9 protein-coding genes and 1 pseudogene are annotated in these 14,677 nt (G+C 71.9%); 3 read left to right on the forward strand and 7 right to left on the reverse strand.

Features of this window, described 5'->3' with window-relative positions; translation table 11 throughout:
• Positions 1-89: 89 nt before the first annotated feature.
• Together ABZS54_RS29590 and ABZS54_RS29595 are read left to right on the forward strand one after the other, a co-directional pair.
• Positions 90-1,100: pseudogene (locus ABZS54_RS29590) on the forward strand (ATP-binding protein); the annotation flags it as partial.
• Entirely contained in the window at positions 1,100-4,141 is a 3,042-nt protein-coding gene (locus ABZS54_RS29595; protein WP_355542692.1) for a poly(A) polymerase, read from the forward strand. The pseudogene ABZS54_RS29590 and the gene ABZS54_RS29595, both read left to right, overlap by 1 nt.
• A 162-nt stretch (positions 4,142-4,303) precedes the next feature.
• Here the strand turns inward: ABZS54_RS29595 and ABZS54_RS29600 are convergent, their stop codons facing one another.
• From ABZS54_RS29600 to ABZS54_RS29615, 4 genes are all read right to left on the reverse strand, one after another.
• The gene (locus ABZS54_RS29600; protein ID WP_355542695.1) at positions 4,304-4,825 is read right to left on the reverse strand and encodes a CBS domain-containing protein; all 522 of its coding nucleotides are present in this window, start codon (positions 4,823-4,825) and stop codon (positions 4,304-4,306) included.
• The gene (locus ABZS54_RS29605; RefSeq protein ID WP_355542698.1) at positions 4,825-6,465 is read right to left on the reverse strand and encodes an MFS transporter; all 1,641 of its coding nucleotides are present in this window, start codon (positions 6,463-6,465) and stop codon (positions 4,825-4,827) included. Before ABZS54_RS29605 ends, ABZS54_RS29600 begins: the two co-directional genes overlap by 1 nt.
• A gap of 356 nt (positions 6,466-6,821) precedes the next feature.
• Complete coding sequence (locus ABZS54_RS29610; RefSeq protein WP_355542701.1) at positions 6,822-7,487, reverse strand: TetR family transcriptional regulator; 666 nt, start codon at positions 7,485-7,487, stop codon at positions 6,822-6,824.
• A 399-nt stretch (positions 7,488-7,886) separates the two neighbouring features.
• The gene (locus ABZS54_RS29615; RefSeq protein ID WP_355542704.1) at positions 7,887-9,356 is read right to left on the reverse strand and encodes a carboxyl transferase domain-containing protein; all 1,470 of its coding nucleotides are present in this window, start codon (positions 9,354-9,356) and stop codon (positions 7,887-7,889) included.
• 534 nt (positions 9,357-9,890) lie between these two features.
• On the opposite strand from ABZS54_RS29615, the gene ABZS54_RS29620 reads away from it, so the two are divergent.
• Entirely contained in the window at positions 9,891-11,132 is a 1,242-nt protein-coding gene (locus ABZS54_RS29620; RefSeq protein WP_355542707.1) for a cytochrome P450, read from the forward strand.
• A gap of 156 nt (positions 11,133-11,288) precedes the next feature.
• Here the strand turns inward: ABZS54_RS29620 and ABZS54_RS29625 are convergent, their stop codons facing one another.
• From ABZS54_RS29625 to ABZS54_RS29635, 3 genes are read right to left on the reverse strand one after another with little or no spacing between them, the layout of a single operon-like run.
• Complete coding sequence (locus ABZS54_RS29625) at positions 11,289-12,278, reverse strand: ABC transporter ATP-binding protein (RefSeq protein ID WP_355542710.1); 990 nt, start codon at positions 12,276-12,278, stop codon at positions 11,289-11,291.
• Positions 12,275-13,333 (reverse strand): iron ABC transporter permease, encoded by a 1,059-nt coding sequence (locus tag ABZS54_RS29630; RefSeq protein WP_355542750.1) that lies wholly within the window; start codon positions 13,331-13,333, stop codon positions 12,275-12,277. Before ABZS54_RS29630 ends, ABZS54_RS29625 begins: the two co-directional genes overlap by 4 nt.
• Before the next feature lie 54 nt (positions 13,334-13,387).
• Positions 13,388-14,476 (reverse strand): ABC transporter substrate-binding protein, encoded by a 1,089-nt coding sequence (locus tag ABZS54_RS29635; RefSeq protein ID WP_355542753.1) that lies wholly within the window; start codon positions 14,474-14,476, stop codon positions 13,388-13,390.
• Positions 14,477-14,677 lie beyond the last annotated feature (201 nt).

Below are 14,677 nucleotides of genomic sequence, written 5' to 3' on the forward strand. Positions count from 1 at the left end.
TGGTATCCGATGGGTACTTGTCGTCCTTGCGGGTAACTACTTCTCTTCTCCTACCGTGCGTGAAGCCCGGTGGTCGGATCCGCCGGGCTGCAGCCGATGCGGGCGCGCGGCTGGACGTGCTGGGTCGCACCGGGGACGCCCGGCTGGCCGGGGTACTCGCTGCCGCGCTGCACGCCGAGCACCGCGGGACGCTCGTACCCCGGCTCGTCCCGGCACTGGGCCTGCCGCTCGCGCGCCGCGTCGCGGACCTGGTCGGATTGCAGACGAAGCTGTGCCGCCCGTTCCCGGATCACGAACGCCCGTGCGGACTGGCCCGGTTGGCGGTCGGTGCCGACGTGGGTGTGCTGCACGCGGTGGCCGCCGCCGCACTGGTCGGACGCACCGGCCCCGAGGCCGCGGAGGAACGCGAACAGGTGGAGTGGTCGGCCCTGGTCGCCGCGGACGCGAACCTGCTCGGGGAGGCACCGCTCGCGCCGCTGCGCGCCCGAGCCCGGGAGGCGTTCGCCGGCCTGGACCCGGCGGCGGCCGACCACTGTTGGGCGCGGCTGCGCGAGGCACATGCCAAGGGCTGGTCGATGCCGCCGGAGGCCACCCGCGCCCGATGGAGCGGCGCCTTTCCCAGGCTGATCCACCTGATCGGGTGCTCGGGCAGCGGGAAGAGCACGTTCGCCCGCGAGCTCCCGGGCGTGGACGTCCGGATCAGCCTGGACGAACTGCGCGCGGCACGCGGCGACCGGGTCGACCGCTCGGCCGACGGCGAAGTGCTGCGCGAGGCGTTGGACCGACTCGACGCCGCACTGGCGGCCGGTGGCACGGTGGTGTGGGACGCCACCTCGCTCAACGGTCGGCAGCGCGCACCCGTGCACGCCGTCGCACAGCGCCGCGACGCGCTGATCACGCACGCCGTACTGCTGGTCGGGGAGGAGGAGTCGGCCCGGCGCAACGCCGTGCGCGAGCACCCGGTGCCGCCCGCCGTACGCGCCGCGCAGCAGCGGCGGTTCGCCCCGCCCTACCCTGGACAGGCGCACCGGACCTGGTACATCGGCGCGAGCGGCACGATCGAGGACGTCGCCGGTTCGCTGGACGCGGAGGACGCGTGATGCGCACGAGCGAGGAGATCTACCACCGGGTGCGCTGGGACCCCAGGTTCGATCCCGCGCGCTTCGTGCTCGCGGTCAGCCGCCGCAGCGCCGAGCCCAAGCGCGTCCCGCTGCCCGCGTTCGTCCCGGGCGGCGAGATCCCCTGGCACCGGGTGTTGCGGATCGAGGCGGACGACGAGGTGGTGTGGGATCGGGCCGCCCGGGTGGACCGGATCGACACGTGCGCCGCCGGCCGGATCCGGGATCCGCGCCGGCTGCGCGCACCGTTCTTCACCGCACGCGAACCGCACGCGTTCGACCAGGTGTCCGCCGATTGGCGACCCGTGAGCGCACCCGGTGAGGACCGAATCGACGTGCCGGACACCGCGCGGATCCGGGTGCTGACCTGGAACACGCTGTGGGATCGCTACGACGCCGACCGGATCGACACCGCCCGCCGCCGCCCGCTGTTGCTGGCCGCACTGGCGACCGCCGACGCCGATGTGATCGCGCTCCAGGAGGTCGAGGCCGATCTGGTCGCGCTGTTGGCGGCCGAGCCGTGGGTGCGCGCCGCGTACACGATGGACACCGATCCCCGCGGTCGGGACGTACCGGACAGCGGGCTGTTGCTGCTGAGCAGGCTGCCGGTGCGCGAGGCCGGGCGGCATGCGCTGGGCCCGTACAAGGCGGTGGCCGCGATCACCGTCACCGGCCCGGCCGAGCCGCTCGTGATCGCGGTCACCCACCTCACCAGCGACCACGCCCAGGACGGCCCGGGCCGACGCCGGGTCGAACTGGCCGCACTCGCCGACGGATTCGCCGGCATCCCGGGCGACCTGGTGGTGGTCGGCGACTTCAACGACGGCACCGCCGGACCGGCCGGCGCACTGGGCCTGGCGGACGCGTGGACGCAGGTGCACGGCGCCGACGATCACACGCCCACGTTCGATCCGGGCGTCAATGCGCTCGCGGCGATCGGCTCACGCACCGGTCGCGCCGCCCGGCTGGACCGGGTCCTGCTGCGCACCGGCGCCTGGCGCGCGGGCGCGGCGACCCTGCTCGGGGACACGCCCACGCCCGACGGCCTCTACGCTTCCGACCACTTCGGGGTCCAGGCGGACCTGGTCCCGGCCGGCGCCGCAGCCGTCGATGTCCTCGACATCGCGCCGACCGCCCGCACCGCGCTGGCCTGGCTGCCGCCGCGCCGGTTGTGGCCCGCGCTCCAACAGGTCCGCCACGCGCACGATCCGCAGGTGGACCGCTGGCCGCCGCACGTCAACGTGCTGTTCGGCTTCGTCCCGGAGGCCGACTTCGAACGGGCCGCGCCGTTGCTCGCGGCGGCCGCGGCCCGGGTGGCACCGTTCACCGCACGGCTGGACGGCGTACACACCTTCGGCCACCGCGAGGACGCCACCGTCTGGCTCGACCCGGCTGCGGCCGAGGAGTCACCGTGGGCGCTGCTGCGCGACGCCTTCGCGGCACACTTCCCACGCTGCCTCGGCCGCGCGCACGGCTACACCCCGCACCTGACCCTGGGCCGCAGCACCGACCCCCAGCGGGTCGCCGCCGAGTGCGCGAGTCGACTGGAGCCGATGTCGGCGCGGGTGGGCGAACTGGTCCTGCTCTCCCGCCGAGGCGACGAGCCGATGTGGATCCGGGCCACGATCACCTTGGGCACGGGAGAACTGCGTTGGCTGCCCGACGAGGCAGCCGAGGTGTCGAGCGCCGCGGAGCGCGGCCACACTCGCGCGACCGCGACCGGCGCCGGGGCGGTGGAGGCTCGCACGCACGAGGCGGCGGAGCTGGACGCGCGGCGTGATCCGGGCGTGGCGCCGACGGCCGAGACGCCGGCGGGTCCGGGCGTCGAGCCCACGCACGATGCGCCGGTGGACTCGGGTGTCGGACCGGACGGCGATGCCCGGGCGCGGCGGATCGCTCGGCGCATCTCGGGTGCGTTGGGCGACGCCGGCGTCGTATCGATGGTCGGCTCGCGGCGGATGGGGTGTGCCTCGCCGGACGCCGACCTCGATCTGGTGGCGGCCCTGCCCGGCCACACCGTCGACCTCGCCGACATCGCGGCGCGGATCACGGCGGCGCTGCCCGAGGCGAGCGCCGTCCGGCCGGTGACCGGGGCACGCGTACCGGGACTGCGGCTGCGCGTGGGCGCATCGGCCGTGGACCTGGCCCTGGTGGGCAGCGCAGGGATCGACCCGGCCGACGCGGTGGCCCGGCGCGCCGAGTTGGGCGAGCAGGCCGCGATCACGTTGAGCGCGGTCACCGACGCGGACGCGATCCGGGGCGCGGTGGGCGCGGACCACGAGCGGTTCGCCGGCCTGGCCCGACGGGTCAAGGCGTGGGCCCGGGCCCGCGGCCTGGACGCGGCGCCGTTCGGCGGACTCCCGGGTCTGGCCTGGTCGATACTCGCGGCCCGGACCACCCGCGAGGCCGCACACCTGGCGGATGACGAACTGTCGGCGCACTTCTTCGCCACGTGGGCCGCGTGGGACTGGCGCGAGCCGGTGGCCTTGGACGCGCACACCGTGTGCCCGACCGCGATGGCCGGTGCGCCGGTGTCGATCCTGACCCCGACCCACCCGGTGCGCTCGTGCACCGAACAGGTCGGCCCCGGCATGCGCGACCTGCTGGTCGACGAGCTGTACCGCGCCTGGGAGATGTCGACGCCGACCGGGCACACCGACCCGGGTGGACCCGCCGACCCGTGGCCGACCCTGATCGAGTCGCCCCCGCTGCACCGCCGGCACGCGGCCTGGCTGGTGCTGACCGTACTTCCGGCCCCCGCCGCGGAGTTCGCGGCCACCACCGGCCGGCTCCGCGGCCGCGTCCGAGCCCTGCTCACCACCCTGCACGACGCCGGCGTCGCCGACGCGCACGCGTGGCCCCGCCCGTTCGCGTCCGGATCGTGCACGCGGCACGCGATCGGCCTGGGCGCCGACCCACCCGATGCCGGCACGCTTGCCGAGATCACCGACCGGTGGCGCAGGGGCCTGCCCGGCATCGACGCGACCCTGCTCGAAGGCGGCGCCGTACCGACGCTGCGCTGACCCCGAACAACCGCTCGGACTCCGCGCCGATCCCGTGTGAGGCGATCGGCGCGCGTCGGCGACCGGCGCGCCCGCCCGGCCCACCGACCCTTCGCAAGACCGGTGTTCCGGGCTCCGCGCCCCGACCTGGTGCATCCGCCCCGCCGGGCGTGCGGTCGGCGATCAGTTCGGCGGTGCCGGCGAACTCCATCCGATCGCGTCGGACGTCCGGGGCCTCCCGAGCAGTTGCTCCAGGAGACGGAAGTCGGTGATCACTCCCAGCAGGCGCGGCCCGGCACCGCTGACCGGGCGTCCCTTCGGGTATTCGATCACCGCCACCAGGCGACTGCGATCGCGGGCCATCAGCGCGGCGATCTCCAGGATGCTGTCGTCCGGGTCGGCCACCGAGGGCACCGTCTTCTCCCGCCGCAGGCAATCGCGCACGGTGCGCACGGCCAGGGACCGGTGCAACCGGCCGACATACGGTTCGTCGATCGCCGCGTCCGACCCCGGGCCGTCGGTCGCTCGGCCCACCGGCGGCAGATCGACCAGACACGACGCGGGTAACACCGCGTACGGTTCGCCGTTGGCATCCAACACCAGTGCTTCCGGCTGACGTTGCGCGGCGACGAGCCGGGCCGCGTCCAGAGCGTTGCTGTCGAGGGTGACCGTCGGGTACTCGGCCACCAGATCACGTGCGCGCATCACGAACTCCTCCAGTGTCGACGGTTGATCCCATTCGGGCGCATCCCCGAGGCCGTGGATTCGACTTCTTCACCCGGTGGCACGTCCCCCGCCACGTGGCGCGGGGGTTCCCCGCCTAAAAGCGGGCCCTCCGCTCGCACCGCCCGCCGCGAAATCCGGGGCAGGAACAGCAGCGTGCAGAGCAGACCCGCCACGGCGAAGCCGGCCGAGACCACCAAGGCGGCGTCGAGGCCGTGTACGAACGAGTCGCGCACGTTGTCCAGGAGGGCCGGGGAATCGCTCTCCTTGGCCACCGCGATGCCGTCGAAGACTCCCGAACGCGTCGCGCTCTCGGACGCGTCCGACATCGCCGGCAGCGAGAGGTGCGATTGGTAGGAGGTCGACAGCACACTGCCGAGCACCGCGGCACCCAGGGGCGCGCCGACCTTGTTGACGGCCTGGAGCACGGCCGCGCCCACGCCGCTGTGCTCCTTGGGCACGTGGGACAGCACGACCGAGGTCGTGGTGGCCATGGACAGCCCCATCCCGAAACCGGACAGCGCCATCCACGTCCCGGAGAAGCCGTCGCCGGAGTCCGCATCGGTGGTGGCGCCCAGCAGCAGCCCCCCGATCATCACCACGAATCCGGTCCCGATGGCGAACTTGGGTCCCAGTAACCGCGCCATCTTGTCGGCGGGCACCGCGCCCACCACCAGTCCGCCGATCAGCGGCAACAAACGCAACCCGGAACCCATCGCGTCGGTGCCCCGAACGGCCTGGAAGTACTGCGGCATGATGAAGATGACACCGATGTTGGCCAGCGCCACGAAACCGATCAGCACCACACCCCACGTGTAGCCGCGCGACCGGAACAGCGCCGGATCGAGCATGGGCCGCCCGCCCGGACGCCGGCCGAGCCGACTCTCGTAGTGGTGGAAGCCGACCAGCAACGCCAGGCCACCGCACATCGACGCCCACGCGGCCGCGTCGCCCCAGCCGTGCTCACCCACCTTGATCAGCCCGAAGGTCAAACCGCTCAGGCCGAGGGTGGACAGGGCCGCCCCGACCACATCCGGCTGCGGAGGCTGATCGGCCCGCGAATCGGGGACGAGCGCCAACACGACCAGCGCGCCGATCAGGGCGATCGGTACGTTGATCAGGAAGACCCAGCCCCACCAGTAGTGAGTCAGCAGCCAGCCGCCGAGCAACGGCCCCAGCGGCAGCGCCAGGAAGTTCGCGGCGGACCAGATGCCGACCGCCTTGGGCCGCTCCTCCGCGGTGAACAGCACCGTCAGGGCGGACAGCGCCATCACGATGATCCCCGCGCCGGCCACGCCGAGGATGCACCGGGCCGTGACGAACTGCCATGGCGTGTCGGCGTAGGCGCACGCGGCCGACGCGGCGGCGAACAGCACCAGCGAGCCGATCAGGATCGTCTTGCGCCCGTAGCGGTCACCGAGCAGACCGAGCGGAAGCATCGACGCAGCGAGGAAGAGCAGGTAGGACGACGAGAACCACTGCAGGTCGGTCTCGGTCGCGTCCAGCGAATGCGAGAGCTGTGGCAGCGCCACGCTCAAAATCGTGCCGTCGAGGCCGACGGCCAGCATAGACAGGCTCAGTGCGGACAGCGCCCACCACTTATGACGCCCTGACTCCGACATGACAACCCCATCCCAATTAGATGTGAGCTTTCTTTTGAATGTTACCTCTCATTTCAGTCCGACTACCATGTTCGGCGGGAGTTCTCTTCGGGATCCGGGCAACCCTGGCAATGCGGATACGGATGCGCGGAAGCGCGGAAGCGGACGTCGGCATGGGCATCGGTGTGCACACGCGCAGGCCCGCCCCATCGCCCGACGGGGCGGCGGAGCGGGCCTGTTCGGTATCACCGGCGCAGCCGGGCGAGAGTGCCGTGGGTGCCGGAACCTCGGTCAGGGTCGGACGGACGCGGCGAGGCGGTGCCCAAGGGCCGGGTCGCCCACGTCCTGCGAGTCTTCGAAAGCGGCCGGCGGCCGGCTCACGAGCGATCTTCGCTTGCGCCCTCCGCCATCAACCGGTTGAAGCCGTCGTCGTCCAGGAAGGCCAGCACCCGGTCGAGTTCCGCCGCGATGTCCCGGCCGGGGTCTCGTGCCCAGCGCAACATCTCGTCCATGACGATGCCGAAGACGCTTCCGCTCAGCGCGCGCACCGCGGCGTCGTCGACAGCGCGGCCCGAACGTTCGGCCACGAGTTCGGTGATGGTCTGCGTCGCCCGAGCCACATTCGCCAGACCCGCGGCCCAGAGCTCGGGCACGGTGAACATCAGCATGTCCCGATCCCGGTGTACGGCGAGTTCGCTCGGCGAAAGACCCTGCAGGGTGTCCCGAATCGCGAAGCGCAGGGCCCGCACCAACGGCAGATCCTCGGGTTGGGCGCGCCACGCCCGGATGAAGAATGCCTCCTGCTCGTCCGAGACGACCAGGTCCTCCTTGGTGGCGAAGTATCGAAAGACCGTGCTGGTGGACACCTCGGCCGCCTCGGCGATCTGCTCCATCGTCGTGGCGTCATAGCCCTGATCGCGAAACAGCCGCAGCGCCTGCTGCTGGATCGCGGCCCGCGTCTTGGCCTTCTTGCGCTCACGCAGGCCGGCGGGCGGCTCGCTCTGCTCCGGCGTGGATCGAGAACTCGCCTTCGCAGGGCTCATACCGGGGTTCTCCGAGTCTCGCCGATCCGACTTCTTGCCCTGCGGCCTCGGCCCCGATCGCGTGAATCCCACCCACGGTCGCCCGATTTCGTGCGGTGCCCATCCGGAGCCGATGGACAGCAGACTACCAATGAAGCCGGTATCGCATGACGGCGCGTCTCCCGGCCCTCCCGGAGTCCGCACCCCCACTACCGCTCCCGCCGAGCGGCCCCGACAGTTCTCACACCCACCTCGAAGTCTTGGTGCGCGACGGCCCCGCCGCGCGGTGCGAACCGGTCCCGTCGATCGACGGAATCCGCCGATCGATGGACCTCGTGGATCGATGGACCTCGTGGATCGATGGGAAGGGCCCGGTGGCGCCGCACGGGGGGACGGCGCCACCGGGTGGGGAAGGATGGCTCAAAGGGGGATGTTGCCGTGCCGACCGCGGCCGGCCGGTGCGCCGGCCAATGCCTCGACGATGCGCTCCACGGTGTCCTTCGGTTCGATCACGTCGTCCACCACGCCGAAGTCCAAGGCCCGGCCGACCCCGCCGGAGATCCGCTCGTGTTCGGTGACCAGTCCGGCCAGGAGTTCCTCGCGCGCCGCACCCTCCACGCCCGCGAGCCGCTTGCGGTGCAGGACACCCACCGCCGCCTCCGCGCCCATCACCGCCACCTCGGCCTCCGGCCAGGCGAACACGGCCGTGGCACCCAGGGAACGGGAGTTCATCGCGATGTAGGCGCCTCCGTACGACTTGCGAGTGACCACGGTGACCCGCGGCACCTCGGCGTCGGCGAACGCGTGCAGCAGCTTGGCGCCGCGCCGGATCACCCCACCCCACTCCTGGCCCACTCCCGGCAGATAGCCGGGCACGTCCACGAGCACCACGAGCGGGACCCCGAAGGCGTCGCACATCCGGACGAACCGCGACGCCTTCTCTGCGGACAACGAGTCCAGGCAACCGCCCTTGCGCAGCGGGTTGTTGGCGATCACGCCGACGCTGCGCCCGGCCATCCGACCGAAGCCGACCACAATGTTGGGCGCCCAGTGCGGCTGCAGTTCCGCGAAATCCTCCGGTCCCGAGCCGTCCACGATCGCGTGCACCAACGGGCGTACGTCGTACGCGCGGCGCGCCGACTCCGGCAACAGCGCGCGCAGATCCCGGGTACGGCCGCGCGCGGCGTCCGGGTGGAACCGGCCGGGCCGGGCGAAGAATCCGGCCAGCCGACGTGCGTGGGCGTACGCCTCGTCCTCGGAACCGGCGCAAACGTGCGCCACGCCCGACCGTCTGGCGTGTGCCTCCGGGCCGCCCAGGCCCGCCATGTCGATCTCCTCGCCGGTGACGCTGCGCACCACGTCCGGCCCGGTCACGAACATCCGGCCGGCGGGCGCCATCACCACGATGTCGGTCAGCGCGGGGCCGTACGCCGCGGCGCCCGCGGCGGGCCCGAGCACCACCGAAATCTGCGGGACCCGACCCGAGGCACGGGTCATCGCCGCGAACATCCGACCCACGCCGTCCATCGACTCCACCCCGTCGGCGAGCTTGGCGCCGCCGGAATGCCACAGGCCCACCACCGGGCAGCGCTCGCGCACCGCCGTGTCCACCGCCCGCGAGATGCGCTCGGCACTCGCCCACCCGAGCGCGCCGCCCATCACCGTCGCGTCGGTGCAGTACGCGATCACCCGGGCGCCGTCGACGCGACCGGACACCGCGTACACCCCCGCGGGATCCTCCCCCGGCAGGGCCCGCACGCTGTCCTCGTCGAGCAACCGGCCCAAGCGTAGGCGCGGATCGCGCGCGTCCGCCGGGTCCGGGGCCTGCGCCTGCGCCGATGCGGCTTCGCGTTGCTCCGGGATCTGGGTGGTGGTGGCAGTGGTCGTCATGACTCCCCGTTTCCCGAGTCCTCGATCGACGCAACGACCCGTCGATCTCGACTCGTGACTGCAATGCACCCCTGGACATCCGCCAGGGGATCCCGCATCTCGCCCTCCTGCGGTCTCGTGTCGCACGGCCCGTCGACCCGGACAGACCATTCGACCGACCAACAACCCCCGTTGTCATCAGGTGAGTTCACCCCTGTCGGAGCACCGTGCAGCACCGCACCTCGGGCAGCGGTGCTCTCCCGACGGCACCGGCGCCGCCACGAGGCACCCATCCATTAAAGCGGCGCGACCTTACCTATTGCTTACGTCGACCTTTCGCCCCGGCGCGCGCTCCGCTTGCGCGCCTCCAACCGGCGGCCGGCCGGTACCTGGGCCGACTCCCCCACCCGCGGTGTTGTCAGGGTGCGGAACCAGGCGTAGAAGGGAGGGGCGTACGACGTCCTCGGGCACCGGGTGCGGTTCGCGAACACGACCGCGCCGTGCACCTCGTGGGCACAGCGACCATTTTGCACGTTCCCTCGAAGGGAGCCTCGCATGTCGGCGGAACCCGTTCACCGATGCCCCGTGCTCGACCCCACCGCCCGCGCCGCGCACGCCGAGGCGGCGGCCCTGCGCGCTCTGGGACCGGCCGTCCTGGTCGAACTCCCGGGCGGGGTACGGGCCTGGTCGATCACCCGGTACGACGTCATCCAGGCGCTGACCTCCGATCCCCGGGTCTCCCGCGACTTCCGCCGACACTGGCCCGGGTTGGCCGAACTGCCCGACGGCTGGCCACTGGCCTCGGTGGCACTGCAACAGAGCCTCGCGAACACCTACGGCGAGGAACACCGCCGGTCGCGCGCCCGGGTCGCGCCGTCTTTCGCGCCCCGGCGGGTCGAGTCGATGCGCCCGCGGATCCAGGCGACGGCGGATCGCCTGGTCGACGCGCTGGCGGCGGTACCACCAGGCGAAAGTGTCGACGTGCGCCAAGCCCTGTCGCTGCCGCTGACCATGACCGTCATCTGCGATCTGCTCGGCGTACCGGACGTCCTGCGCGCCGGACTGGGCGCCGCGATCGACGCCATCCTGGACACCGCGATCGATGCCGCCGAAGCGATCGCGCGGCAGGGCGACCTCCAGGCGCGACTGGTTGAGTTGCTGAAGTACAAGCAGGAAGACCCAGGCTCCGACCTGACCAGTGACCTGCTGATCCCGGCGGCGGCCACCGAGGAGGAGTCCTCGGAGCAGCAACTCATCGACTCGCTCTTCCTGATGCTCGGCGCCGGCTACGAGACCTCGGTCAATCTAATCACCAGCGTGCTGTCCGAGTTGCTCACCCACCCCGAGGAGTCGGCCCGGCTCCGGGCCGGCGTCGTCGACTGGACCGACGTGATCGAGGAGACACTGCGGCATCAAGGCCCGGTGATGTACCTCCCGTTGCGCTATGCGATCGAGGACATCGAGTTGGGCGAGGGTGTGCTGATCGGTCGCGGCGATCCGATCATCGTCGCCTTCGCCGCCGCCGGCCGGGACCCTGCGGTGCACCCGGATGCTCCCGACACGTTCGACCCCACGCGCGCCGACAAGGCACACCTCGCCTTCGGCTACGGTCCGCACTTCTGCCTCGGCGCGCATCTGGCCCGACTGGAGACCAGCATCGCGGTGACCACCCTGTTCGACCGCCTCCCGCACCTGGCTCTCGCACACCCCGAACAACCACCGCCGCCGATTCCCTCGTTGATGGTCAACGGCCCGACACACCTCGACATCATCCCGACGCCGGCGGCCCTCGCCTGATCCGGGACCGGACCCACGGGGCCGTTGACCGTGGCTCGGCGGCCCCGAAAGGCAGTACGGCCAACTACTTCACCGGGAACAGTCGACCCGCGCCGCCTCCACCCACGGGCGGATGTCCGCAGGCCGGCGGCGTGGCCCGGCTGCATCACGCCCATGTCACCAAGCCCGCTTCACCGCCGGAATCCCGTCGACCGACCCCGCATCGCCCCCGGCCGCATCGCGATCCGCCCCCTCGGCGACCGCGCCCGGAGCCACCGGCCGCGGGGCCGGCAGCGGCGGAGCCGGCGTTCGATGGTCGACCGCGATCAGCGGGTCGCCGGTGAGCGGATGGTCGAGGACGACGGCGCGGATGCCGAACACCTCGGCGAGCAATTCCGGGGTGAGCACCTCGCGCGGCGTACCGGACGCCCGCAAAGCACCGTCGTGCAGCACGTGCAGCCGATCGCACACCGAAGCCGCCGCGTTGAGGTCGTGCAGCGCGATCAGCGTGGTCCGGTCCTGGGCGCGCAACAGCGCCAGGAGTTCGACCTGATGCCGCACGTCGAGGTGGTTGGTCGGCTCGTCCAGGACCAGCACGTCCGGTTCCTGCGCCAACGCCCGTGCCAACAGCACCCGTTGTCGCTCGCCACCGGACAGCGTGGCGAACCGCCGACCCTGATGCGCCTCCACCCCGGCCTGCACCAGCGCGATCAGCACCGCCGCCCGGTCGGCGGCGCTGTCGCCCGCGAACGCCTTCTGATACGGCGTACGACCCATCGCGACCACCTCGCGCACGGTGAAGTCGAAGTCGTTCTCCCGTTCCTGCGGCAGTGCCGCCACGTGTCGGGCCGCCGCCGCGGGGGTCATCGCCCGCAGATCCCGGTCGCCGAGCAGGACTCGGCCGGCCTGCGGCTTGAGGTGCCGATACACCGTGCGCAACAGGGTGGACTTGCCGCTGCCGTTGGGGCCGACCAGGCCGGTGATCTCGCCGCCGGCCGCGATCAGGGCGACTTTGGTCAGGATGTCCCGGCCGGAGAGGGTGACGTGCAGATCCTCCACGGTGATGCGCGTCCCTTCCGCGTCGAACCGCCCGCCCGCGCCGTCGGCCGTGTCCTCTGCCGTGCCGTCGCCCTCAGCCGCGCCCTCTCGCGCGCCGCCACCCATCATCGCGTCTCCAGCCGTCGGTCGAGCAGGAGCAGCAGTACCGGTGCGCCGATCACGGCGGTGACCACGCCGATCGGCAACTCCTGGGTACTCACCGCCGTGCGGGCCAGGGTGTCCACCGCGACCAGCAACACCGCGCCGAACAGCGCGGACACCGGCAGCAGTCGGCGGTGATCGCCGCCGATCAGCAACCGGCACACGTGCGGAACCATCAGTCCGACGAAGCCGATCGCCCCCGACACCGCGACCAGTACACCGGTCAAAACGCTGGTCACCGCGAACAGTTCCCGCCGCAGCCGAGCCACGTCCACGCCCAGTCCGGCCGCCGTCTCGTCGCCCATCAACAGCGCGTTCAGCGCCCGGGCGCGGGCTTGCAGGCCGAGCAGCCCGATGACCACCGCAGCGGTGGGCAGCGCCAGTTGGTCCCATTGTGCTCCGCTGAGACTGCCCATCAACCAGAACAGCACGCCGCGCGTCTGCTGCTCGTCACCGGCCTGCAGGACCAGGAAGCTGGTGAATCCGGACAGGAATTGACCCACTCCGATCCCCGCCAGCACCAGACGCAGCGGGGAGAAGCCGCCGCCGCGCCGAGCCAGCGCCCACACCAGCGCGAAGGCCGCCAACGCACCGGCGAACGCCGAGGCGGACAGCCCGTATCCGAGCACTCCGCCGGTGCTCGCACCGAGCACGATCACCGCGACCGCGCCGAGCGAGGCACCGGAGGAGATGCCGAGCAGGTACGGATCGGCGAGCGGATTGCGTACCAGCGCCTGGACCGCGGCGCCCACCAGCCCCAGCCCGGCGCCGACCACGGCGGCCAAGAGCGCGCGCGGCAGCCGGAGTTGCCACACGATCAGGTCGCGCGTGCCGGGCTCAGGCGCTTCGCCGGTCAGCCGCCGCCCGACCACCGACCACACTTCGCCGATCGGGATGTCCACCGACCCCAACGACACAGCCGAGGTCAACGCGACGACCAGGAGCACGGCCAGTACGACGACCACCCACGCGGTGCGCGCCGGGCGGGTCCGGTCACCGTCTGCCGAGGCCGCCGTCGTCATCGCCGCCTCGGCTCGGCGTCGGGTCCTGCGCTCGAATACCGAAACCACCGGCCCCTACCCTGCGGCCGGCGCGGATGGGACCAGACCCGGGTGGATCGTGCTCGCGATCCGCCGGACCGTATCGGCGTTGCGGACCCCGGCGATCGTGGTGCTCTCGGAGCCGATCCGGACGAACTTCCGGTCCCGCACCGCCTTCAGCCCCTTGGTCGCGTCGAACGTGCGCAGGAATCGTTCGGCCTCGTCGAACGCCTTCGCGTTGTCCTGGGCGTTGCCCTTGTCGCGGACGCCCAACTGGATCCAGTCCGGGTTCCCGGCGACCACGTCCTCCCACGAGACGGGCTTGAAGTCACCGGTGCAGTCGGCGAACACGTTGCGCGCCCCGGCCTGGGTGATCACCGCATTGGCGACCTGCTTGCCGCATACCGCGATCGGCTGCTTGGTACCGGCGTCGAAGTCGAAGAAGAAGTACGTCGGCCGCCGGTCCTGCGGCACGCCCGCGAGCGCGGTGCGCACGGCACCGAGGGTCTGCTCCATGCCGGCGACGAGTCGTTCGGCCTTGGCGGACGTCCCGGTCACCGCGCCGAGTTCCCGGATGTCGGCCTCGACCTCGGCCAAGTCCTGCTGCGGGCCGAGGCGTTTGCTCGCACAGGCGGTGGACTTGAGGTAGATGTGCTTGATGCCGGCGGCGGCGAACTCCTTGGGCGAGGGCCCCGCACCCATCGCTCCCATGCCGCCCATGTCGGCGAAGGTGTCGAGGTAGAGATCAGCGCCCGAGCCGAGCAACTGCTCCTTGGGAATCACCATGTCGCCGAGCACCCGAACCTTGTCGGCCTGTGCGGTGAACTGCGCCGGCATGGTGCCCTTGCCGGGCGGGAAGCCGGTGCCGATCACCCGGTCCCCGGCTCCGAGCCAGAACAACATCTCAAGGCTGGAGGCATTGCTGGTGACCACCTTCTTCGGCGCCTCGGTGAAGGTCGTCTCGGCGCCGGCGCAGTCCTTCACCTTCACCGGGAAACCCGAAGCCCCGCCGCCACCCGGCCTCGTCGCGGCGGCGGTCGGTCCCGAAGCGACACCGTCCGTGTCCTTCGAATCGCCGCCACACGCCGTCGCGAACAAAACCACCACGGCGGCCACGCCACACACCTTGCTGCCCCGCACAGTTCCGCTCCCCAGAAGTACCGACAGTCGACCCGCAAACGCGAACCCGGACACTCAGTCGGCCAACACCCCGTGGAAGTTCCCACCAAAACCCAACTCCCCGCCCCACCCGGATACCCGATCCAAGCAAAGCCACCACAACCACCGAACCCCTGAACCCGGCAGGCCGTCCCGGCGAACGGCACC

Origin of the sequence: Embleya sp. NPDC005575, assembly GCF_040605455.1 — a bacterium.
GTDB lineage: Bacteria > Actinomycetota > Actinomycetes > Streptomycetales > Streptomycetaceae > Embleya.

Bases quoted from the DNA above. Each gene is read 5' to 3' on its own strand.
- ABZS54_RS29605 (WP_355542698.1), bottom strand. From the start codon at position 6,465: ATGTCGGAGTCAGGGCGTCATAAGTGGTGGGCGCTGTCCGCACTGAGC.
- ABZS54_RS29595 (WP_355542692.1), top strand. From the start codon at position 1,100: ATGCGCACGAGCGAGGAGATCTACCACCGGGTGCGCTGGGACCCCAGG.
- ABZS54_RS29625 (WP_355542710.1), bottom strand. From the start codon at position 12,278: ATGATGGGTGGCGGCGCGCGAGAGGGCGCGGCTGAGGGCGACGGCACG.
- ABZS54_RS29610 (WP_355542701.1), bottom strand. From the start codon at position 7,487: ATGAGCCCTGCGAAGGCGAGTTCTCGATCCACGCCGGAGCAGAGCGAG.
- ABZS54_RS29615 (WP_355542704.1), bottom strand. From the start codon at position 9,356: ATGACGACCACTGCCACCACCACCCAGATCCCGGAGCAACGCGAAGCC.
- ABZS54_RS29620 (WP_355542707.1), top strand. From the start codon at position 9,891: ATGTCGGCGGAACCCGTTCACCGATGCCCCGTGCTCGACCCCACCGCC.
- ABZS54_RS29630 (WP_355542750.1), bottom strand. From the start codon at position 13,333: ATGACGACGGCGGCCTCGGCAGACGGTGACCGGACCCGCCCGGCGCGC.
- ABZS54_RS29600 (WP_355542695.1), bottom strand. From the start codon at position 4,825: ATGCGCGCACGTGATCTGGTGGCCGAGTACCCGACGGTCACCCTCGAC.